Origin of the sequence: Octadecabacter arcticus 238 (genome assembly GCF_000155735.2) — a bacterium.
In the GTDB taxonomy this organism is placed as follows: domain Bacteria; phylum Pseudomonadota; class Alphaproteobacteria; order Rhodobacterales; family Rhodobacteraceae; genus Octadecabacter; species Octadecabacter arcticus.
Map to the genome: position 1 here is coordinate 4,757,715 of NC_020908.1, position 19,724 is coordinate 4,777,438.

17 protein-coding genes and 1 pseudogene are annotated in these 19,724 nt (G+C 54.6%); 10 read left to right on the forward strand and 8 right to left on the reverse strand.

Going from position 1 to position 19,724, the window contains the following annotated elements; all coding sequences use genetic code 11:
• The first annotated feature begins 12 nt into the window (after positions 1 to 12).
• Together OA238_RS24635 and infB are read left to right on the forward strand one after the other, a co-directional pair.
• A complete protein-coding gene (locus OA238_RS24635) occupies positions 13 to 645 on the forward strand; it encodes an RNA-binding protein (protein ID WP_015497295.1) in 633 nt (210 codons plus the stop codon).
• Entirely contained in the window at positions 642 to 3,122 is a 2,481-nt protein-coding gene (gene infB, locus OA238_RS24640; protein WP_015497296.1) for a translation initiation factor IF-2, read from the forward strand. The genes OA238_RS24635 and infB overlap by 4 nt, the downstream gene beginning before the upstream one ends.
• A 382-nt stretch (positions 3,123 to 3,504) precedes the next feature.
• On the opposite strand, the gene mutT is transcribed toward infB, so the two are convergent.
• Genes mutT through OA238_RS24655 form a run of 3 tightly spaced genes read right to left on the reverse strand, consistent with a single transcriptional unit; the run spans position 3,505 to position 5,971 of the window.
• Positions 3,505 to 3,903, reverse strand: coding sequence for an 8-oxo-dGTP diphosphatase MutT (gene mutT / locus OA238_RS24645; RefSeq protein WP_015497297.1), 399 nt, complete (start codon positions 3,901 to 3,903; stop codon positions 3,505 to 3,507).
• Positions 3,900 to 5,114, reverse strand: coding sequence for a bifunctional glutamate N-acetyltransferase/amino-acid acetyltransferase ArgJ (gene argJ / locus OA238_RS24650; protein WP_015497298.1), 1,215 nt, complete (start codon positions 5,112 to 5,114; stop codon positions 3,900 to 3,902). Before argJ ends, mutT begins: the two co-directional genes overlap by 4 nt.
• 2 nt (positions 5,115 to 5,116) lie before the next feature.
• Complete coding sequence (locus OA238_RS24655; RefSeq protein ID WP_015497299.1) at positions 5,117 to 5,971, reverse strand: peptidylprolyl isomerase; 855 nt, start codon at positions 5,969 to 5,971, stop codon at positions 5,117 to 5,119.
• Between the two features lie 189 nt (positions 5,972 to 6,160).
• Between OA238_RS24655 and secA the strand changes: the two genes are divergently transcribed.
• From secA to tnpA, 3 genes and pseudogenes are all read left to right on the forward strand, one after another.
• On the forward strand, positions 6,161 to 8,857 hold the full coding sequence (gene secA, locus OA238_RS24660) for a preprotein translocase subunit SecA (RefSeq protein WP_015497300.1): 2,697 nt from the start codon (positions 6,161 to 6,163) through the stop codon (positions 8,855 to 8,857).
• 150 nt (positions 8,858 to 9,007) lie between these two features.
• Positions 9,008 to 9,385 carry a hypothetical protein gene (locus OA238_RS24665; protein WP_044037568.1) on the forward strand — a complete coding sequence of 126 codons (378 nt, stop codon included), beginning with the start codon at positions 9,008 to 9,010 and terminating at the stop codon, positions 9,383 to 9,385.
• A 288-nt stretch (positions 9,386 to 9,673) separates the two neighbouring features.
• Positions 9,674 to 10,069: pseudogene (gene tnpA / locus OA238_RS30860) on the forward strand (IS200/IS605 family transposase); the annotation flags it as partial.
• A gap of 11 nt (positions 10,070 to 10,080) precedes the next feature.
• Here the strand turns inward: tnpA and OA238_RS24670 are convergent.
• Both OA238_RS24670 and OA238_RS24675 read right to left on the reverse strand, forming a co-directional pair.
• Positions 10,081 to 11,103: an IS30 family transposase gene (locus OA238_RS24670; RefSeq protein WP_015494757.1), complete on the reverse strand. Its 1,023-nt coding sequence runs from the start codon at positions 11,101 to 11,103 to the stop codon at positions 10,081 to 10,083.
• 197 nt (positions 11,104 to 11,300) lie between these two features.
• Positions 11,301 to 12,368: an IS630 family transposase gene (locus tag OA238_RS24675; RefSeq protein ID WP_015493922.1), complete on the reverse strand. Its 1,068-nt coding sequence runs from the start codon at positions 12,366 to 12,368 to the stop codon at positions 11,301 to 11,303.
• Positions 12,369 to 12,557: 189 nt separating this feature from the next.
• On the opposite strand from OA238_RS24675, the gene OA238_RS30865 reads away from it, so the two are divergent.
• The 5 genes from OA238_RS30865 to OA238_RS35460 all read left to right on the forward strand — a co-directional run bounded on the left by OA238_RS30865 (position 12,558) and on the right by OA238_RS35460 (position 15,581).
• Positions 12,558 to 13,573 (forward strand): IS630 family transposase gene (locus OA238_RS30865; protein WP_245581391.1). Its coding sequence is split into 2 segments (ribosomal slippage): positions 12,558 to 12,999 and positions 12,999 to 13,573, totalling 1,017 coding nucleotides; the frame shifts between segments, so codons are not numbered across the junction.
• A gap of 28 nt (positions 13,574 to 13,601) precedes the next feature.
• Positions 13,602 to 14,117: a hypothetical protein gene (locus OA238_RS24690; RefSeq protein ID WP_144055978.1), complete on the forward strand. Its 516-nt coding sequence runs from the start codon at positions 13,602 to 13,604 to the stop codon at positions 14,115 to 14,117.
• Between the two features lie 123 nt (positions 14,118 to 14,240).
• Positions 14,241 to 14,462 (forward strand): hypothetical protein, encoded by a 222-nt coding sequence (locus OA238_RS29375; RefSeq protein ID WP_051076585.1) that lies wholly within the window; start codon positions 14,241 to 14,243, stop codon positions 14,460 to 14,462.
• 73 nt (positions 14,463 to 14,535) lie between these two features.
• Positions 14,536 to 15,147 carry a hypothetical protein gene (locus OA238_RS29380; protein WP_051076586.1) on the forward strand — a complete coding sequence of 204 codons (612 nt, stop codon included), beginning with the start codon at positions 14,536 to 14,538 and terminating at the stop codon, positions 15,145 to 15,147.
• Positions 15,144 to 15,581, forward strand: a complete 438-nt coding sequence (locus OA238_RS35460; RefSeq protein ID WP_051076587.1) for a hypothetical protein — start codon at positions 15,144 to 15,146, stop codon at positions 15,579 to 15,581. Before OA238_RS29380 ends, OA238_RS35460 begins: the two co-directional genes overlap by 4 nt.
• Positions 15,582 to 15,662: 81 nt before the next feature.
• Here OA238_RS35460 and radC read toward each other — a convergent pair whose 3' ends face one another.
• The 3 genes from radC to dnaK all read right to left on the reverse strand — a co-directional run bounded on the left by radC (position 15,663) and on the right by dnaK (position 19,629).
• The gene (radC, locus tag OA238_RS24700) at positions 15,663 to 16,460 is read right to left on the reverse strand and encodes a RadC family protein (RefSeq protein WP_015497301.1); all 798 of its coding nucleotides are present in this window, start codon (positions 16,458 to 16,460) and stop codon (positions 15,663 to 15,665) included.
• Positions 16,461 to 16,511: 51 nt separating this feature from the next.
• Entirely contained in the window at positions 16,512 to 17,657 is a 1,146-nt protein-coding gene (dnaJ, locus tag OA238_RS24705) for a molecular chaperone DnaJ (RefSeq protein WP_015497302.1), read from the reverse strand.
• Between the two features lie 70 nt (positions 17,658 to 17,727).
• Complete coding sequence (gene dnaK, locus OA238_RS24710; RefSeq protein WP_015497303.1) at positions 17,728 to 19,629, reverse strand: molecular chaperone DnaK; 1,902 nt, start codon at positions 19,627 to 19,629, stop codon at positions 17,728 to 17,730.
• Positions 19,630 to 19,724 lie beyond the last annotated feature (95 nt).

Consider the following 19,724-nt stretch of genomic DNA (forward strand, 5'->3'; position numbering starts at 1 on the left):
CCGGGTAGCCAGATGGGTCGCAGTGGGCGCACCAAAGACCAAGATGTCTCAGAGCGGCGGTGCATTGTCACAGGCGAGGTGACCCCAAAGGAGGGGTTGATCCGTTTTGTCATTGGTCCTGATAATCAGGTCGTGCCTGATATATTAGAAAAGTTGCCAGGTCGTGGCATGTGGGTTACTGCAACCCGCGCAGCACTTGACAAGGCGGGTCGCGGCCAGTTTTCCAAGTCCGCCAAGGCAGCCGTAACGGTGCCGGACGGATTAACTGACGAAGTGGAACGCCAAATGGTCCGCCGTGTTGTTGATTTGATCGCAATGGCCCGCAAAGCGGGTTTGGCGGTCGCCGGGTTCGAAAAAGTCAAAGGCTGGCTGGGCGGGGGCGAAAATGTCCGTGCGTTATTGCAGGCCTCTGATGGATCGGAACGCGGCAAGACGAAGCTATGGACGCCCGAAGGGGCGCGTTATTTTGGTTGCCTTACAGCCCAGGAATTGGGTTTGGCATTCGGACGGGGAACTGTGATACATGGGGCTCTCGCCTCTGGCAAACTCAGTAACCGTGTTGTAGAGGAAGCCGCGAAGCTTAAGAGCTTGCGCGAGATAGACGGCGGTGAAGGCACCGCCTCGGAAGGAATAAAAGCTACATGAGCGATTCAGACGGCAAAAAGCCACTTGGTGTTACTCCCCGTCCCGGAAGCGTGAAGCAAAGCTTCAGCCACGGGCGTACCAAGAACGTTGTAGTTGAAACGAAGCGCAAGCGCGTTGTCGTGCCCAAGCCGGGTACCCCAAAGCCAGCTGGCAGCGGTTCTGCACCTTTGGGCGGTGATCCGTCCAAGCGGCCCGCAGGTATTTCGGACGTCGAGATGGCGCGTCGGATGAAGGCGCTGCAACTTGCCAAAGCCCGCGAAGTCGAAGACGCCGCAAAGCGTGATGCGGATGACAAAGAACGCGCTGAACAGCGTGAAATTCGTCGTGCAGAGATTGATGCCAAAGAGCGCGAAGAAAAAGAGCGCGAAGAGGCCGTCAAAGCCAAGAAAGACGAAGAAGAGCAAAAGAAGCGTGACGCCGAAGTTGCAGCGCAAGCTGCTGCTGCCCCTGCGGTCGTTGACCCAGAGTTGGCCCCAGCCCAGCGACGCGCGCCCCCAAGCGGCGGCTTACCTGTTGCAGCGCCACGCAAGAAAGAAGACGACCGAGACACCCGCAAGAACAAGGGTCAAGACGATGCCCGCCGCGGTGGCAAGCTGACGTTGAACCAAGCGCTGCGTGGCGGCGAAGGTGGCCGTCATCGGTCCATGGCGCAGATGAAGCGTAAACAAGACCGTGCTCGTCAAAAGGCTATGGGTCAAAACGTCGAGCGTGAAAAAGTTATGCGTGACGTTCAGGTTCCAGAAGCGATTGTCGTATCTGAATTGGCGAACCGGATGTCTGAAAAGGTGTCCGATGTTGTGAAGTCGTTGATGAACAACGGTATCATGGCGACGCAGAACCAATCCATTGACGCTGACACAGCAGAACTGATTGTCGAAGAGTTTGGCCACAGAGTTGTGCGTGTTTCTGATTCGGATGTCGAAGATGTGATTAAGATCATCGAAGATGACGCGAAAGATCTGAAGCCACGCCCACCGGTCATCACGATCATGGGCCACGTTGACCACGGTAAGACGTCGCTTCTTGATTCGATCCGCAATGCAAAAGTTGTGGCTGGCGAAGCGGGCGGCATTACGCAGCACATTGGTGCGTATCAAGTCACGACCGAAAGCGGCGCGAAGCTAACGTTCCTTGATACACCAGGGCACGCAGCGTTTACGTCGATGCGTGCCCGTGGTGCACAAGTCACGGATATCGTGGTTTTGGTTGTTGCGGCAGACGACGCAGTGATGCCACAGACAATCGAAGCGATCCACCACGCCAAAGCGGCGAACGTGCCGATGATCGTTGCGATCAACAAGATTGACCGTCCGGCAGCTGACGCAAACAAGGTTCGCACGGATCTGTTGCAGCACTCAGTGATCGTCGAGAAGATGTCTGGTGACGTGCAAGACGTCGAAGTATCGGCCCTAACTGGTCAAGGTCTTGACGAACTGCTTGAGGCGATTGCGTTGCAGTCCGAGTTGCTGGAACTGACGGCCAACCCAGATCGTGCCGCACAAGGTGCTGTGATTGAAGCGCAGTTGGACATTGGCCGCGGCCCTGTCGCGACCGTGTTGATTGAAACAGGTACGTTGCGCCGCGGTGATATCTTTGTTGTTGGCGAGCAGTGGGGCAAAGTCCGCGCGTTGATCGACGACAAAGGCGAACGTATCGAAGAGGCTGGCCCTTCCGTCCCTGTTGAGGTTCTTGGCCTGAACGGGACGCCGGAAGCGGGTGACGTTTTGAACGTAACATCCACCGAAGCGCAAGCGCGTGAGATTGCTGAATACCGCGCTAACGCTGCAAAAGAGAAACGCGCCGCCGCTGGTGCTGCTGTGACGCTGGACCAGTTGATGGCGAACGCAAAGGCAAGCGAAAGCGTTTCTGAGCTGCCGATCCTCGTCAAAGGCGACGTGCAAGGTTCGACCGAAGCAATCGTTCAGGCGATGGCCAAGATCGGTAACGACGAAGTGCGCGTGCGGGTTCTACATTCCGGTGTTGGTGCGATCACTGAAAGTGATATCGCCCTAGCCGAAGCCTCTGGTGCGCCAGTGATTGGCTTTAACGTACGTGCGAATGCATCCGCGCGTCAGTCGGCGAACCAAAAAGGCGTTGAGATTCGCTACTACTCGATCATCTACGATCTTGTGGACGATATAAAAGCGGCGGCGTCTGGTCTGTTGTCTGCCGAAGTTCGTGAGAACTTTATCGGCTACGCCAACATCAAAGAGGTCTTTAAGGTTTCTAACGTCGGCATGATTGCTGGTTGCTTGGTCACCGAAGGCGTCGCGCGACGTTCAGCTGGGGTGCGCCTGTTGCGTGATGATGTTGTGATCCACGAAGGCACACTTAAGACGCTTAAGCGTTTCAAGGATGAAGTGCCTGAAGTTCAGTCCGGTCAGGAATGTGGCATGGCGTTCGAGAAATACGAAGACATCCGTCCAAACGATGTCATCGAGATCTTTGAGCGCGAAGAAGTGGAACGCACGCTGTAAAGCAGCGGCCTGAAAACACGAAAGGGGACGCCAAACCGGCGTCCCCTTTTTCATTGAGTAGAATCTAAATTAGTTGATGCGCTCTACCGGCTGGCCTTGATATTGGCGCTCTCCGATTGAGACAATCACTTTGCCGTTTTCAAGCGACCGAACAAACAGGCCTTGAACCTGAATATGGTTTCCTACTGTTATTGTACGAAGCATGACGATCCTCCCAAATCTTTGCTCATAAGTTCCTGAAGCAACGAGGGTTCAGGATACAATCTCTTTACTTACAAATGATTAAAGCAGTGAGATGTCTGTATGTCACCCAAAATATAGCCGTGAGAGTGACGAAATTGACTATATATTACCCCCTCTGCGCATATCTTGCGTGTAACCGCTAAATCCAATCACGTAAGATCGGAATCAGCGGCACGTCAGCGGCAGGCATCGGATAGTCGCGCAGCTGGTTTGCCCGCACCCATTTAAGGGTCTGGCCCTCGCGCGGGGTCGGGGTTCCGTCCCATTTCCGACAAGCGAACAGCGGCATAATAAGATGGAAATCGTCATAACTGTGGCTGGCGAACGTCAGAGGCGCAAGGCAGGACTGCCATGTATCAATGCCCAGCTCTTCTTGCAGTTCGCGGATCAATGCAGCCTCGGGTGTTTCGCCAATCTCTACTTTGCCGCCGGGAAATTCCCAAAGACCCGCCATGGACTTCCCTTCGGGCCGCTGCGCGAGCAAAACACGACCATCGACATCGATGAGCGCGACCGCACTGACCAACACGGTTTTCATGAACGGTAATCGGCGTTGATGGTGATGTATCCGTGGGTCAGATCACAGGTCCAAACAGTGCCCAAGCCACCCGCGATGCCAAGATCGACGGCGATGATCAAATCTTGTTGTTTCATGTACGCTGCACCCGCGGCTTCGGTGTAGTCGGGCGACACCCAACCGTTTTCAGCTACCAAGATATCACCAAACCGGATTGTTAGGCGGTCGCGGTCAGCTTGTGCACCGGACTTGCCAACCGCCATGACGATCCGGCCCCAGTTAGGGTCCTCGCCCGCGATGGCGGTCTTAACGAGGGGAGAATTGGCGATGGACAGGCCAACTTTGCGGGCATCAGCATCGCTGGCCGCACCAGACACGCGGACTTCGACGAATTTGGTGGCACCTTCGCCGTCGCGCACCACTTGGTGGGCGAGGTTGAGCATGACGCCATGCAGTGTCTGGGTGAAGCCAGCGCTATTGGTTACATCAACGCCGGAAGCGCCGGTAGCGGCACACATCAGGCTGTCAGAGGTGGATGTGTCACTGTCCACAGTGATGCAGTTGAACGTCTGGTCGGTGAGCGTTGCCAGCAGGGTTTGTAGATCGGCTTGTGAAATCTTGGCGTCAGTAAAGATGTAGACCAACATCGTTGCCATATCGGGCGCGATCATCCCTGATCCCTTGGCGATGCCCGCGATGCGCACCGTTTTTTCGTCAATGACAACTTCTGCGCATGCACCTTTTGGGAATGTGTCAGTGGTCATAATCGCTTGGGCAGCGTCTTTGATGCCGCTGGACGTAAGGCCCTCCGCAAGGTCAATGACCTTAGCTGTGATGCGATCGTGGGGCAGGCGTTCACCGATGACACCGGTAGACGCTGTGAAGATACGGTCCGTCTGGATGCCCGTGGCCGCCCCGACGGCGTCACATATTGCTGCAACGGAGCGTTCGCCAGCGGCCCCCGTGAACGCATTGGAATTCCCAGAATTCACGAGAATCGCCGCGCGGCCATCCGCCGCACCGCCCATTTTTGACTGACAGTCCAAAACTGGGGCGGAGCGTGTGGCCGAGCGCGTGAAAACCCCAGCAACTGCCGTGCCAGCGGCGAGCTCAACCAACATTACGTCTTGTCGGTCATTGTATTTCACCCCCGCCGCAATGGATGCGAACCGCACACCTTCGATGACAAATAAGTCGGGAAAGCTGGCAGGTGCGAGTGGGGAAATAGCCATGATTAGTCCTCAAGCAGTTCAAGGTTCTGGATCAACGTGTAATCGAACTGGCCTTCTTCGGGCAGCGTGATGTCGGCGGTTTCGGTCAAGGTCGTGATGAGCGCGTCGAGACCCTGTTGTTGAATGCCCGTCGTCAGCTCAACACGTAAACCGTCAAGTGTCGGCAACGGTGTTTCGCGCGTTTCATTGAGCTTGACGATGTGCCAGCCAAATTGCGTTTGTACGGGTGCAGAGACTTCGCCAGCGTCCAGCGTCAGAACGGCCTCTTCGAAGGCAGGAACCATCATGCCAAGACCGAACCAGCCAAGATCTCCGCCGGACGGACCGGATGGGCCGGTGGATTTTTCGACGGCTGTTTCGGCGAAATCAGCACCATCGTCGATCATTGTTCCGATCTCGATCGCTTCCTCTTCGGTTTCAACCAAGATGTGGGAGGCGTTGTATTCAGCCTCGGGCACGATATCCGCAAAACGCGCATCATAGGTCGCTTGCAAATCTGCTTCATCGACCGGTGCGCTGGTGAACGTGTTGACCACTTCGCCCGCCCGCAAGGAGCGCACTTCGTTCGCGATGGCGATGCCGACGCGTTTTGGTTCAACCTCGAGCGTATCGCCGAGGAGTTGCTGGTTCACCAATTGTTCGATCAATCCGTTGAAAACAACGTCATCGGCCAGTTGTTGATATTGTTCCGGCAGTTGTGAACGCAACATCACGAGCTGGCCCAACGTTATGTCTGACCCGTTAACAGACGCCACGACGGTCTCAGCGGTCATGTCGGTATGGGCGTCGCCGTAAGCGAAGCTGGCAGTGAAAGTAAAAAGTGCGGCAGAGGCCAGCAATTTGGTTCGAAATAGCATGTAAAATAGTTCCTTGATGAGCTGCGGCGGGCCGCAGCGTTGACACCTATGTAGCGGCCCCTTACATCCCCTAGAGGTCCCGAGGGGGCCGGTCCTGGCGCCGTTTCTATTGGGCGCATTCGACAGGCACAACCAACCTCCTCACACATTGATGTCAGAGACGCCGAAACAGGCGCGCGCGGAGAGAATATGCTCGGTCTTGGAACTATTGCGAAGAAGATTTTCGGTACGCCGAACGACCGTTTGGTTAAGGCCACGCTGCCGCAGATTGAACAAGTCAACGCGCTGGAGCCTGAATGCCAGGCACTAAGCGATGAGGGTATCAAAGCGAAAACCGAAGAATTGGCCAAACGCGCGATGGGCGGTGAGAGCCTTGATGATTTGCTGCCAGAGGCATTTGCGAACTGTCGTGAGGCTGCGAGACGCGCCTTGGGTCTGCGGGCGTTTGATGTGCAATTGATGGGTGGGATATTCCTGCATCAGGGCAATATTTCCGAAATGAAAACGGGTGAAGGCAAGACTCTTGTCGCGACGTTCCCTGCGTATCTGAACGCGTTGACCGGCAAGGGCGTGCATGTTGTGACGGTGAACGACTACCTCGCCAAGCGTGACGCCGAATGGATGAGCCAAGTGTTCGGCGCCTTGGGCCTGACCACCGGTGTGATCTATCCCCAGCAGCCCGAAGCCGAAAAAAATGCCGCGTATCGTTGTGATGTGACCTATGCGACAAACAATGAACTTGGGTTTGATTATCTGCGCGACAATATGAAATCCGAACTGGCACAGATGAACCAGCGCGGCCACAACTACGCGATCGTCGACGAAGTGGATTCTATTCTGGTTGATGAGGCGCGCACACCGTTGATCATTTCCGGACCGGCCGAAGACCGTTCAGCGATGTATACGACCATCGACAAGCTGATCCCTGAAATTACGGACGAACATTTCACGCTCGATGAAAAGACCCGCAACGTTAATTACACCGACGAGGGTAACGAATTTCTCGAAGAGCGGTTGGTGTCGGCAGGTATCTTGCCCGCTGATCAATCCCTTTATGCGCCCGAAAGCACGTCAATCGTGCACCATGTCAATCAAGGTCTGCGTGCCCACAAGCTGTTCACCAAGGACAAGGATTACATCGTGCGCGACAACGAGGTTGTGCTGATTGACGAATTCACTGGACGGATGATGACAGGTCGTCGTTTGTCCGAAGGTCTGCACCAAGCGATTGAGGCGAAAGAGGGCTGCAAGATCATGCCCGAGAACGTCACGCTGGCGTCTGTCACGTTCCAGAACTATTTCCGCCTGTATGATAAGCTGGGTGGCATGACGGGTACCGCGCTCACCGAGGCAGATGAATTTGCTGAGATTTACGGGTTAGGTGTTGTCGAGGTTCCGACAAACCGCCCCATCGCCCGTGTCGATGAGCATGACCAAGTGTATCGCACGGCGACAGAAAAGTTTAACGGCGTCGTTAAAGCAATCAAAGAAGCCAACGAAAAGGGTCAGCCGACTCTTGTTGGTACGACATCTATTGAGAAGTCTGAATTTTTAAGCCAACTTTTGACGACTGAAGGCATCGTGCACAACGTTTTGAACGCACGCCAGCACGAGCAGGAAGCGCAGATTGTCGCTGATGCAGGTAAGCTGGGTGCTGTGACGATTGCGACCAACATGGCAGGTCGTGGTACGGACATTAAGCTGGGTGGCAACGTTGAATTCAAGATCATGGAAGCCATCGCGGCGTCGCCCGATGACGACAATGAAGTCGTGCGCGCAAAGATCGAAGCAGCACACACCTGCGATGAACAGGCCGTTAAAGACGCAGGCGGTTTGTACGTTTTGGCGACTGAACGCCACGAAAGCCGTCGCATCGACAACCAGCTTCGTGGGCGATCAGGCCGTCAGGGTGATCCGGGAAAGTCGTCATTCTTCCTATCCCTCGAAGACGATCTGATGCGTATTTTTGGGTCTGAACGGTTGGACAAAGTTCTATCATCACTTGGCATGAAAGACGGCGAAGCAATTGTGCACCCTTGGGTCAACAAGTCGCTTGAGCGCGCCCAGGCGAAAGTCGAAGGCCGTAACTTCGACATTCGTAAACAGTTGCTGAAATTTGACGATGTGATGAACGACCAGCGTAAAGTGATCTTTAGCCAGCGTCGCGAAATCATGGAAGCCGCAGATCTGTCCGAGATCGTATCCGATATGCGCAGCCAAGTGATTGACGATTTGGTAGACGTCCATATTCCAGCCAAAAGTTACGCTGACCAATGGGATACCGAAGGGCTTTATGCGCAGGTCATCGCCCAGTTGGGAATCGACGTTCCTGTTATCGAATGGGCCAACGAAGAAGGCGTTGATGATAGTGATCTGCGTGAACGCCTCGAAGAAGCATCAGAAGCGTACATGGCTGAGAAGACGGTGGCCTTTGGCCCCGAAATCATGCGCAACATCGAAAAGCAGATCCTACTGCAGACGATTGACGCCAAATGGCGTGAGCATTTGCTGACGCTTGAACACCTTCGGTCCGTCGTGGGCTTTCGTGGGTATGCGCAGCGTGATCCTCTCAATGAATATAAAACTGAATCGTTTCAGCTTTTTGAAAGCCTGCTAGATGGGCTGCGGTCTGATGTGACGCAAAAGCTTGCGCAAATTCGACCCATGTCGAAAGACGAACAAGAGGCGATGGTCGCACAAGCTATGGAACAGCAACGTCAGGCAAAGGCCGCAGCGGATGCACCGGCGTTGCCAGCGCCAACAGCAGACGCGAAGCCGGGCTTTGACGACGCGGATCCTGCGACTTGGGGCAACCCCGGGCGCAATGATTTATGTCCCTGTGGATCTGGAAATAAATTCAAACATTGCCACGGCCGCTTAACCTAGGCGCTTAACCTTAGAGCTAGACGAAAAGCCGCGTTCTCGCCTTATTGCTGCCTGAAAGAATCCTCATGTCTGCCCTTTTAAGGCCATGGGGATAAAGCAATCTCCTTCCTGACCCCTAGTGGGACCCGTGTTCGGGTAAGGAGTGATACAATGGCGAAACTCAGAAAAATTGGCATGGCAGCCGGCACATTTAGCGTCGCGTTGGGCATCGGCTTTATTATGCAAAATGGTGACGTCTTGGCGAGCCGGTTCGGTGCCGAGTCGGCGCCGGTCCAGCCAGCACCGTTTACGCAATCCGTCGGAGAGGCAGAGATGGTCGAGGACCAGCCGTTGATGGAAAACCCTGTTTCCGAGAACAATGAGGTCGTACCGATTCCGGTGGTACAAGGCGGAGTCGTTTTTGCGACTTCCCCTGAAGTCATGGAACCTGCGCCTGCTGTATCTGCAGCAGTCATCCTGCCGGAAACTGCAAAAGTGCCGGTTGAGCAGGCGTCACCAATCCAACTCGCGGCACTCGATTCAGAATAGACTCCGATTGTGGAGTCAAATGTTGCTGGTGACACTGCAATTGATTGCGTGTCGTCTATGGAAGCAACAGCTGGCGCTGCAGCCAGTATCGGATTGACCATTGTGTCGCCATGTCACGTAAATTCACCGTTCACGATCCACCATCAAGGCATGATGTTTACTTTCCACAAACGGGATTAAAGCCACCGGCTTCCAGCCGGTCCGCTTCAGCGTAATGTACTATAATCTTCCCTCTCATTTTTAAGACCCCGCGAAGCGGTAAGGGTCTTAAAAATGAGAGGGAAGATTATGATCTATTCCACAGGAAGCCATACCAAATTTTATCACCGATTTCACGTCGTCTGGACAACAAAATACCGATACAAAGTTATGCGCGGTGAGATGCGTGAGCGTATCCGTGAAATCATTATCCAAACATGCCGAGAACTTGGCGTGCATATTGAGAAGGGCGTATTGTCGACCGATCACGTCCACATGTTCATATCGGTCCCGCCTCAGATAGCATTGTCAAAGGTGATGATGCGGATCAAGGGACGCTCGTCTTATAAGATACAGCGCGAGTTTCCCGAACTGCGCAAACGGTACTCGGGCCAGCGGTTTTGGGCTCGCGGATTTTTCTCAACAACTAGCGGCAATGTCACTGACGCTGTCATACTTCAGTATCTTGAATTACATTCAAAAAGGGAACCTTGGATTCAAACATCAAGTGCAACGGTTGATTTGAAGGCCGCGATTTCGTCGGCCATGGCTTCAGCGGGTGTTCTCCAACCGAGAGTTTTTCTCGGACGGTTGTTCATCAGGTTTGCAACGTCGTTCAGCCATGTTTGGCTTGCACCGTTCAGGTCAGTTCCTTTGGGCATGTACTGACGCAGCAGTCCGTTGGTGTTCTCGTTGCTGCCACGCTGCCAAGGCGCATGCGGATCGCAGAACCAGATATCGATCTTCAACCGTCTGGCGAGTTCGGGGTGGCAGGCCATTTCGGAGCCGCGGTCGTAGGTCATGCTCTTGCGCAAAGCAGCGGGTAGTCGTCTCATCTGGCGGGTGAAGCTGTCGAGCGCGGCCTCGGCCCCATTGCCGTCCATTTTGCAAAGAATGACAAAGCGTGTCTTGCGCTCGACCAAGGTCCCCACTGACGAGCGATTGAATGCGCCCTTGATGAGGTCGCCCTCCCAATGGCCTGGTACCAGTCGCGCTTCGATCTCTTCAGGGCGGTTGATAATGCGCAATGATTCCGGGACCATAGCACTGCCCGCCGCTGTCCTGCGCTTGAGCCCACGCTTAGGCTTCGCTTGACGCAACGCCTCGATCATCGCCGCCTTCAGCCCACCACGTGGCTGCGCGTAAATCGCGGCATAGATGGTCTCATGGCTCACATGGGCGGATGGATCATCAGGCTTCATGAGACGCAGTCTCTGCGCAATCTGCTCAGGCGACCAGTGCAGATGTACGAGCTTGCCATGAACGAAACGATAAAGATCGCTCCCCTCCACAAGCTTGCGCTCGCGGCGGCAGCGCGCACGCCGGGCATCATAGGCCTGCCGCGCCGCTTGCGGGCAATAGCTGCCGTCTTCCTGCCGACCTCGCGCCAGCTCACGGCAGATCGTGCTCGCCGGGCGATGCAAAAGCTGGCCGATCAACCGCTGACTGCTGCCCCTATTATGCTCGGCTAATATCACGCCACGGTCCTCGCTGCTGAGGTGCTTGCTTCGTATGTCCATCACAACATCCTATGCCCAAAGGGCTCTGAGTGTTGCATTTGAAACTTGAGCCTAAGAACCTACCGGCGTCAGCCGGTAGTCGTTCAGTGCAATGACTGACGAAGTTGGTAAAGCTGAACTAATACCAGTGGCTATAATATCTGACTCATTTTTTTGGTTTTATACTCCCGCGCCTGAATTGACCTGAGGTTTTCCCCTCAAATCACTTTGTATTCCTTGAGCGATATGACGCGGAAGTTGTCGGTGACGGTGTCGCGGAACTCTGGCCATTTTTCTGGCAGGGTCTTGCGGAAGAAGTCGAAAATGGCTTCTGTGAATTGGTTGAACGTTGCATAGTGCCGATTGTGGGTGACCCATTTGTGCATAACACCCCAAAGACGCTCGATCGGGTTGAGGTGCGGGGCATATGCTGGCAAGAAATGCAACTTCACCCGACGTTCTGGGCTGTCCAGCCATGGCTGTAGTATCTTGGCATGATGATAGCGGGCATTGTCGACAAAGACGTGGATGGCCGTCTTGGTTTGGTTGTTGCGTTCCAACTTTTCCAGCATCTGTCGGGTTGTCTGGGCATTGATCTTCTCGCCTTCCACAAAGGTGAACTGGAAAGTCTCAAGGTCAAGCGCGCCCTGAATGTTGAGCCGCTTGCGCCCTGATGTCGCCTTCAGGGCCGTCTTTTGTCCCTTGGGGAACCAACCATGGGCGGGGCGGCTCTGGTGTTCGGGGTGGACAGCGTCCGAAAAGACAACCATCTCATCTGCGGCCAACCCGTTCATCAGGGCCTCATATTTGGCAATAAACGCAGCCTGCTTGGCTTCATCGGCCTGTGCAGGCAGCAATTGTGGTTTCTTATACGCGAACCCCAGGCGGCGCATCAGCTTGGCGGCTCCCGACGTGCTGTAGTTTTGGTCGCACTCGGCTAGAACATAGGCACAGACCTCATCGGCATTGCGGGCAGGCTGCGCGGTGAAATGGGCTCTCACCGCCTGCTCTTGCACGACGGACAAATGACCCTGACGCTGGCTGTAGTCCTTCAGACCGAAAAACGATAGTCCCGCACCGGCAAAGGCAAATCGCCACTCCGTCAAAACTGTCGGGCCAATATCCAAAATCCGGCAAACCGTTCCGGCGTCTTCTCCTGCGTCCAAAAGAAGAAACGCGCGCGCCCGTTTCCAAACAAGGGCGTCAACTTTGCGGCGGCGGCAAAGCGCTTCAAGTGCTATGCGCTGCTCGTCGGATAAGGAGACTGTTTTGTATTGCTTGCTCATAAACTCAAAATACAGACTGAACCGCCTTTGGCCATGCGACGAAGTGAATCGCAGGCCCAAAATCGTCAGGTCAATTCAGGCGCAGGAGTATAATTTTTGGCAAACTCTGAATCAATGACCTCCATAGATTGGGAGGTGCTCATGGGTGGAGCCATAAAAATTACGCGCACGGATATGTCTGCGTAAGATTTGCGCCGTGCGGCAAAGCGAACCAAGGATGGGCGGGTTGTACGGCGACTACTGGCCATAGCGCTGGTGCTTGATGGGGTGGATCGTGAAACGGCTGCCCGCAGCAGTGGTATGGATCGACAAACACTTCGAGATTGGGCGCATCGCTTTAACGCAGAAGGCATTGAGGGGTTATCGGATCGGAATGGCAAGGGGGCAAAACCACGGTTGTCGCCCAAGCAACAGGCGCAATTTGTGGCTTGGGTGGAGGCCGGGCCCGACCCAGTAAAAGATGGCGTAGTACGATGGCGTTGTGTCGACTTGCAGGCTCGTGTTGAAGAGGAGTTCGACGTGAAACTGCATGTGCGTACGATTGGGAAATATCTAACCAAGCATGGCTTTCGCCGCCTGTCTGTGCATCCAGAGCATCCGAAAACTGATCGCGAAGCGCAGCAGACTTTTAAAAAAACTTTACCAGCCTCGTAAACGATACTCTGCCAGAACATGCAAAGGGGAAGCCTCTTGAGGTATGGTTCCAAGATGAAGCCCGCGTTGGACAACAGGGGACACTCACCCGTAAATGGGCCAAGCGTGGAACTCGCCCGCGCGCACCCCGTGATATACGCTTCAAATGGAGTTATATCTTTGGTGCCGCTTGTCCCGCACGTGGTACCGCCGCAGGTCTCGTCCTGCCCTACGTCAACGCCGAGGCTATGGGGCTGCATCTTGATGAGATCGCAAAAGCTGTCGCACCCGGCTCACATGCCTTGCTGATTGTTGATGGGGCGGGGTGGCATGGCGCAAAATGTTTGCAGGTGCCAGATAAAATTACTCTCGTTAAGCTGCCACCGTATTCACCCGAACTGAACCCCATGGAAAACGTCTGGGCTTATCTGCGAGCCAATAAACTCGCAATCACAGTTTTCGACACCTATGACGAAATACTCGACAAATGTGCACAAGCTTGGAACTTCTTTGCGAACGACCCAGAGCGAATAAGTTCAATCACAGATCGAGAATGGGCAAGGGTCACTTAATTCGGCCGTTGGTATAAGTGTGCCCGCCTTGTCTGAAGTCGCGGTTATGATCGCAGCTTTTAGTGGTGGCGGCGGCGCTGTTGCGACGGCAATTGTTTCAGATTTCGCAAATTACGATCGTGCCGTGTTGCAATGGCAGGGCGACGTTTCAGTTACGTTGAGCGCTTATGAAAACGATGCAACGTTTGGCGATGACAACCATATTCACGTCGATAATCCTGGTGACATGGACCGCCTTCAGAGCGCGACTGGTGGGTATTTGGTGCGTCTTGGTGACGGATCGGTCGGTGATGGCTTGATGGCCGAGGTCTACACCTTCCCCAGTGGAATGACGGGAGCGGCCCCGAATGTTAAATTGGTTGCCGAAGCTGAGATAACGTCAGGAAACTGCGGACAAGAGCTTAACGCGCAAAGCATTCAAGTGTCCCCGAGTGGTGGGACAGCTGCGTTGGATTTAACGATGATTATGCCTGAATGCGATACAGTTGGTGACTTTCTGATCTTGCAAAACATGTTTGAGGACCTGACAATCGCGTCGAGATAACGTGGATTAAATTTAAAGCAGCTAAGATAATTTTGAGATGTGCGGCGGTTTTCGTCGCACATTTCGTTTGTGCAGTGGGGTTGGCCGTGCAGGACGTGGTGTTTCAAAGTGCGGATGAAGGCGATGCAGTTACTGGGCGACTTGTCGCTTTTTGATGGTGAGAACGCTACCGTTGCGACCGACACCGTGTTGGTGACGTTCAGGGCAGAAGGGGTGATGTATGACGGGGCGGATTGTCCGGATCTGGTCGAATATGTCCCGTCTCTGCGGATGACTGGCGCGGCACAGATGGGCGATCTTTTGTTACCCACTTGGATCGACGTCTATGCCCGTGACAATGGCTAGAACGTGCGTGAAGACGCACGAGGCTTTCAGGGTCACAACTCTGATGGTGCGTTAGTGTTTTGCAATCACAGTTGTGACGCTAGAAGGCGCGTTTTCGAACTTTGTGAACCATGAGGCCGACGTGTTGCTGGTTATGCGTGAACTGCGCAATATTAAATTGCAGATCGCTGTTGAAGCAGGGCTTGGTCAGCTAAATCTATCGCGGCAGATGCGGATACTTGCATTGGATGCCCTAGTGCCTGTGACGTCTGCATCGTCAGGTGTGCGGTCAATTTCCATAGGTGATCTAACAGCAGAACTGGCCGGAACGCGCAGTGAGTTTGAGGTTCATCTCAGAACTGACTTGGACGGTCAAATTCAGGGGTTCGAGGATCGGTTCATGCGGCCATTTGGATTGGCATTGGATCCGCCAGATGTGTCTCATGAAACTGTTGACGCGTTGTTAGGGGCAGTCGCGGAGGCGGAGCATGGGCTGACGTTGTTGCCATTTGGTGCGACAAGAAACACGCAACCGCTAGTGTTGACGGGCCCATGTGGGCTTAGGTCAGACGCTCGGTTTCTGACAATGAAAACAGAAGACAAACTGCTGACATTCACGATGTTTATGCATCTGCCGCAACGTCGGCAGCACCATCAGATGGTGGATTTCTTGATTGGTTGCGATCCCCGCCCGCGCAATTGGTGATCCGACGGGCCGGATTTGTAGACCTTGCGGCGGTGCCGATCCCGTTGTCGGATCAGGGTGATCGATTGGCCAATGCGATTGTGAACGCAGGATTAGAAATCCTGCTGGCAGAACTACAGCGCATGATAGGTCTGCTGTCGCCGCGCGTGCACATGTCCAGCACGTTTCGATTTGATTCGGGGTCGACGCGGCTTGACGTGCAGTCGCGGTCCAACGTGATGCAGTTGGCGCAAGCGATCCGCGACCGTCGCTTAGGCGGGCGAAAATTAATGTTGTTGGATTTAGCGACGGACGCGGGCCTGCAACAGCAAACCGCGATTTGTCTTCCGCCCGCGCCGAAGCCGTGCGCCGAGATCAAACCCGTGCACTTGGCGGGAGTTTTCCAGCAAACGTGGCGATTGATACCGCTGCATTCGGGGAGGCATAACCAATAGCCCGCGACGACACAATTTGGGGTCAGCAGACCAATCGTCGGGTTGAGCTGTGGGTGCGAGACGCGTCATGGACGAGACACACTAGATCAGACCCTGAGATTTGAAGCTGAGTTCCCGTGACCGGCCGATAATAAGGTGGTCGTGCAGCGAGATGTTCAACGCCTTAGCCGCGTCATGAATTTGCATCGTCATTGCGATGTCTTCGTTGGATGGGGTTGGATCGCCTGATGGGTGGTTGTGTACTAGAATCAGCGACGAGGCGTTGAGTTCCAGCGCGCGTTTCACGACCTCACGTGGGTAGACGGGGACGTGATCGACCGTGCCGTTGCCTTGCGCCTCATCCGCGATGAGGACGTTTTTGCGATCAAGGAATAGAACGCGGAATTGTTCCGTGTCGCGGTGCGCCATAACCGTATGGCAGTAATCCAGCACCGCATCCCATGAACTGATGACGTGGCGCTGCATCACTTTCGCACGGGCCATACGGTGGGTCACAGTCTCCATGACCTTTAGTTCAAGCGCGACTGCCGTTCCTACCCCGTGGACTCGTTCCAGACGTGCGATAGGGGCCGAGAGGACCCCGTTAAGATCGCCAAACGTTTCAATCAACAGCCGCGCGAGTGGTTTGACATCCTGTCGCGGGATAGCGCGAAACAGTGTGAGTTCGAGGATTTCATAATCTGGCATGGCAGCCGCCCCACCGGTAAGAAAGCGGTGGCGCAGTCGTTTGTGATGATCGGCAAGATATGACGGTTGTTTGCCAGATTTACTGGTCGGCAGCGCAGGGACATTGTCGACTTCATCGCGATCAAGCGTGATCGGGGTCGCAGTATCGAGCGATAGAAGCGGGGCTTCGGCAAAGGCGGAGGCATGTTTCATGCCCCCACCTTGCTCTGATTCTATTACCGCATGGTTAACAACGCGCGAGTCTTACCCCTTCATCGACTCCCAAAAAGACTTCACCGATTTGAAGAAGCTAGAGCTTTGCGGGTTGTTGTCGCTCGCCAAGTCTTCGAATTCGCGCAGCAGCTCTTTTTGCTTACTTGTTAGGTTTACAGGGGTTTCGACAGCCATTTCGATGAACATGTCACCTGGCCCACCGCCGCGCAGGGCCGGCATACCTTTGGCGCGCAGACGCATTTGGCGACCTGATTGTGACCCCGCAGGAATTTTCACACGGGAACGGCCACCGTCGATTGTGGGGACCTCAATATCGCCGCCAAGCGCCGCTGTCGCCATAGAGACTGGCACGCGACAGAACAGATTATTGACTTCGCGTTCAAACAGGTCGTGGTCGCGTACTTCGATGAAGATATAAAGATCACCTGTTGGACCGCCGCGCATGCCAGCTTCGCCTTCGCCTGCAAGACGGATTCTTGTGCCGGTTTCGACACCTGCAGGGATGTTAACGGAAAGCGATTTTTCTTTTTCGACGCGGCCCGCCCCATGACATTCATGACATGGGTTTTTGATCGTCTGACCCATGCCATTACAGGTCGGACAGGTTCGTTCGACGGTAAAGAAACCTTGTTGCGCCCGCACTTTGCCCATGCCGGAACACGTGGGGCATGTCTGGGGTTCAGATCCGCCCTCCGCACCCGTGCCTTTGCACGATCCGCATCCAACTGCCGTTGGGACGGTGACCGTTTTTTGCAGGCCAGCGAAGGCCTCTTCTAAGGTAATACGCAAATTGTAGCGCAAGTCATTGCCACGCGACGCGCGTGATTGGCGGCCAGCGCCGCGCGCGCCGCCCACGTTGCCAAATAGGTCGTCAAAAATATCGGAGAACGCAGACCCAAAGTCGCCTTGACCGCCCGCGCCGGGCCGTCCGCCGCCACCGCCCATTCCGCCTTCAAATGCAGCGTGACCATACCTGTCATACGCTGCCTTTTTGTCGGCATTTTTCAGGACTTCGTAGGCCTCGCCAGCTTCTTTGAACTGACCCTCTGCGTCTGGTTTGTCTGTATTTCGGTCAGGGTGAAGTTCTTTCGCCTTTTGGCGATAGCCCTTTTTGATCTCATCGGCGCTTGCGCCCTTTGAGAGACCCAGAATCTCATAGTAATCGCGTTTTGACATGACCAGATTCCCCTTTTGGGAAGGACAGGACCGGCCCTATCGTGGGCCGGTCCTGAAATTTCACCAAAGCTTAGGCGCGCTTGTCGCCGTCGAGGTCTTCGAAGTCTGCATCGACGATATCTTCGTCGGCTGCTGATACGTCGGGCTCAACTTCGCCAGCGTCTTGCTGTGCGGTCTTGTAGATCGCCTCGCCCAGTTTCATCGCCGATTCGGTCACGTTCTGGATGCCGGACTTGATCTTGCCCGCGTCTTCGTTTTCCAGATCGTCCTTCAAAGCCGCGATGGACAGTTCAATCGCCTCAATTGTGGTTGGATCAACTTTGTCCGCATGCTCTTCCATCGATTTTTCGGTCGAATGGATCAGGCTTTCCGCTTGGTTCCTGGCTTCGACAAGTTCCTTGCGATCTTTGTCGGCCTCGGCATTTTCTTCCGCGTCGCGTACCATTTGTTCGATGTCTTCATCGGACAAACCACCAGAAGCTTGGATCGTGATCGTCTGCTCCTTGCCGGTCCCTTTGTCGGATGCGCCTACCGACACAATGCCGTTGGCATCGATGTCGAAGGTTACTTCGATTTGGGGCATGCCGCGCGGTGCGGGTGGGATGCTTTCGAGGTTGAACTGACCAAGCATTTTGTTGTCGGCGGCCATTTCGCGTTCACCTTGGAACACACGGATCGTCACTGCGTTCTGGTTGTCTTCGGCTGTCGAAAAAACCTGGCTCTTTTTCGTTGGGATCGTAGTGTTGCGGTCGATCAAGCGTGTGAAGACACCGCCAAGGGTTTCGATTCCCAAGGACAATGGTGTGACATCCAGCAGAACCACGTCTTTGACGTCGCCCTGAAGAACACCAGCCTGAATAGCGGCACCCATGGCGACAACTTCGTCAGGGTTCACACCTTTATGTGGTTCCTTGCCGAAGAACTTGGTCACTTCTTCGATGACTTTTGGCATGCGTGTCATACCGCCAACGAGGACGACTTCGTCGATGTCTTTGGTCGTAAGGCCCGCGTCTTTCAACGCAGCAGCGCATGGTTTCATCGAAGCTTTGATCAAATCGCCAACAAGGCTTTCCAGCTTTGCACGGGTCAGTTTCATGACCATGTGCAGTGGGGAGCCATCTTTGCCCATCGAGATGAACGGCTGGTTGATTTCTGTCTGACTGGCAGAGGACAATTCGATCTTTGCCTTTTCTGCAGCTTCCTTGAGGCGCTGAAGCGCCATCTTGTCTTTCTTCAGATCAACGCCGTTGGACTTTTTGAATTCGTCGGCAAGGTAGTTAACGATGCGCATGTCGAAGTCTTCACCGCCGAGGAATGTATCGCCGTTGGTGGATTTTACTTCGAAAAGACCGTCGTCGATTTCCAGAATCGTCACGTCGAACGTACCGCCACCAAGGTCATAAACCGCAATGGTTTGGGTCTCTTTTTTGTCGAGACCATAGGCGAGTGCCGCTGCCGTTGGCTCGTTGATGATACGAAGAACTTCGAGGCCCGCAATTTTGCCTGCGTCTTTGGTGGCCTGACGCTGGGCGTCGTTAAAGTAGGCAGGAACCGTGATGACGGCCTGCGTGACTTCTTCGCCGAGATAGCTTTCAGCCGTTTCTTTCATCTTCTGCAGAATGACGGCAGAGATCTGAGCGGGGGAGTATTTCTCACCACGGGCTTCGATCCATGCATCGCCATTGCCGCCGTCGATGACGTTGAACGGCAGGTTCTTTTTGTCTTTCGCAAGATGCTTGTCGTCATTGCGGCGACCAACAAGACGCTTAACACCAAAAATGGTGTTTTCTGGGTTTGTGACGGCTTGACGTTTCGCGGGTTGACCCACGAGGCGTTCGTCGTCTGTGAATGCGACAATAGATGGTGTCGTGCGCGCGCCTTCTGCGTTTTCTATAACGCGGGGCTGCGAGCCGTCCATGATAGCTACACAAGAGTTGGTGGTTCCGAGGTCGATGCCAATTACTTTAGCCATGTTCAAATCCCTTTCGAGGCGATGTGAGGCGGCGCGGACCCGTTCCGGCACCCGTGCCAATGGTTGTGTTGTCGAACGGGGAGCCCCCATTCGGA

Excerpts from the sequence above, each read along its gene's own strand:
- argJ (WP_015497298.1), bottom strand. The coding sequence starts at position 5,114 with ATGGCTATTTCCCCACTCGCACCTGCCAGCTTTCCCGACTTATTTGTC.
- secA (WP_015497300.1), top strand. The coding sequence starts at position 6,161 with ATGCTCGGTCTTGGAACTATTGCGAAGAAGATTTTCGGTACGCCGAAC.
- infB (WP_015497296.1), top strand. The coding sequence starts at position 642 with ATGAGCGATTCAGACGGCAAAAAGCCACTTGGTGTTACTCCCCGTCCC.
- OA238_RS24670 (WP_015494757.1), bottom strand. The coding sequence starts at position 11,103 with ATGGACATACGAAGCAAGCACCTCAGCAGCGAGGACCGTGGCGTGATA.
- OA238_RS24665 (WP_044037568.1), top strand. The coding sequence starts at position 9,008 with ATGGCGAAACTCAGAAAAATTGGCATGGCAGCCGGCACATTTAGCGTC.
- OA238_RS24675 (WP_015493922.1), bottom strand. The coding sequence starts at position 12,368 with ATGAGCAAGCAATACAAAACAGTCTCCTTATCCGACGAGCAGCGCATA.
- dnaJ (WP_015497302.1), bottom strand. The coding sequence starts at position 17,657 with ATGTCAAAACGCGATTACTATGAGATTCTGGGTCTCTCAAAGGGCGCA.
- radC (WP_015497301.1), bottom strand. The coding sequence starts at position 16,460 with ATGAAACATGCCTCCGCCTTTGCCGAAGCCCCGCTTCTATCGCTCGAT.
- mutT (WP_015497297.1), bottom strand. The coding sequence starts at position 3,903 with ATGAAAACCGTGTTGGTCAGTGCGGTCGCGCTCATCGATGTCGATGGT.
- OA238_RS29375 (WP_051076585.1), top strand. The coding sequence starts at position 14,241 with ATGCAGTTACTGGGCGACTTGTCGCTTTTTGATGGTGAGAACGCTACC.
- OA238_RS24655 (WP_015497299.1), bottom strand. The coding sequence starts at position 5,971 with ATGCTATTTCGAACCAAATTGCTGGCCTCTGCCGCACTTTTTACTTTC.
- dnaK (WP_015497303.1), bottom strand. The coding sequence starts at position 19,629 with ATGGCTAAAGTAATTGGCATCGACCTCGGAACCACCAACTCTTGTGTA.
- OA238_RS24635 (WP_015497295.1), top strand. The coding sequence starts at position 13 with ATGGGTCGCAGTGGGCGCACCAAAGACCAAGATGTCTCAGAGCGGCGG.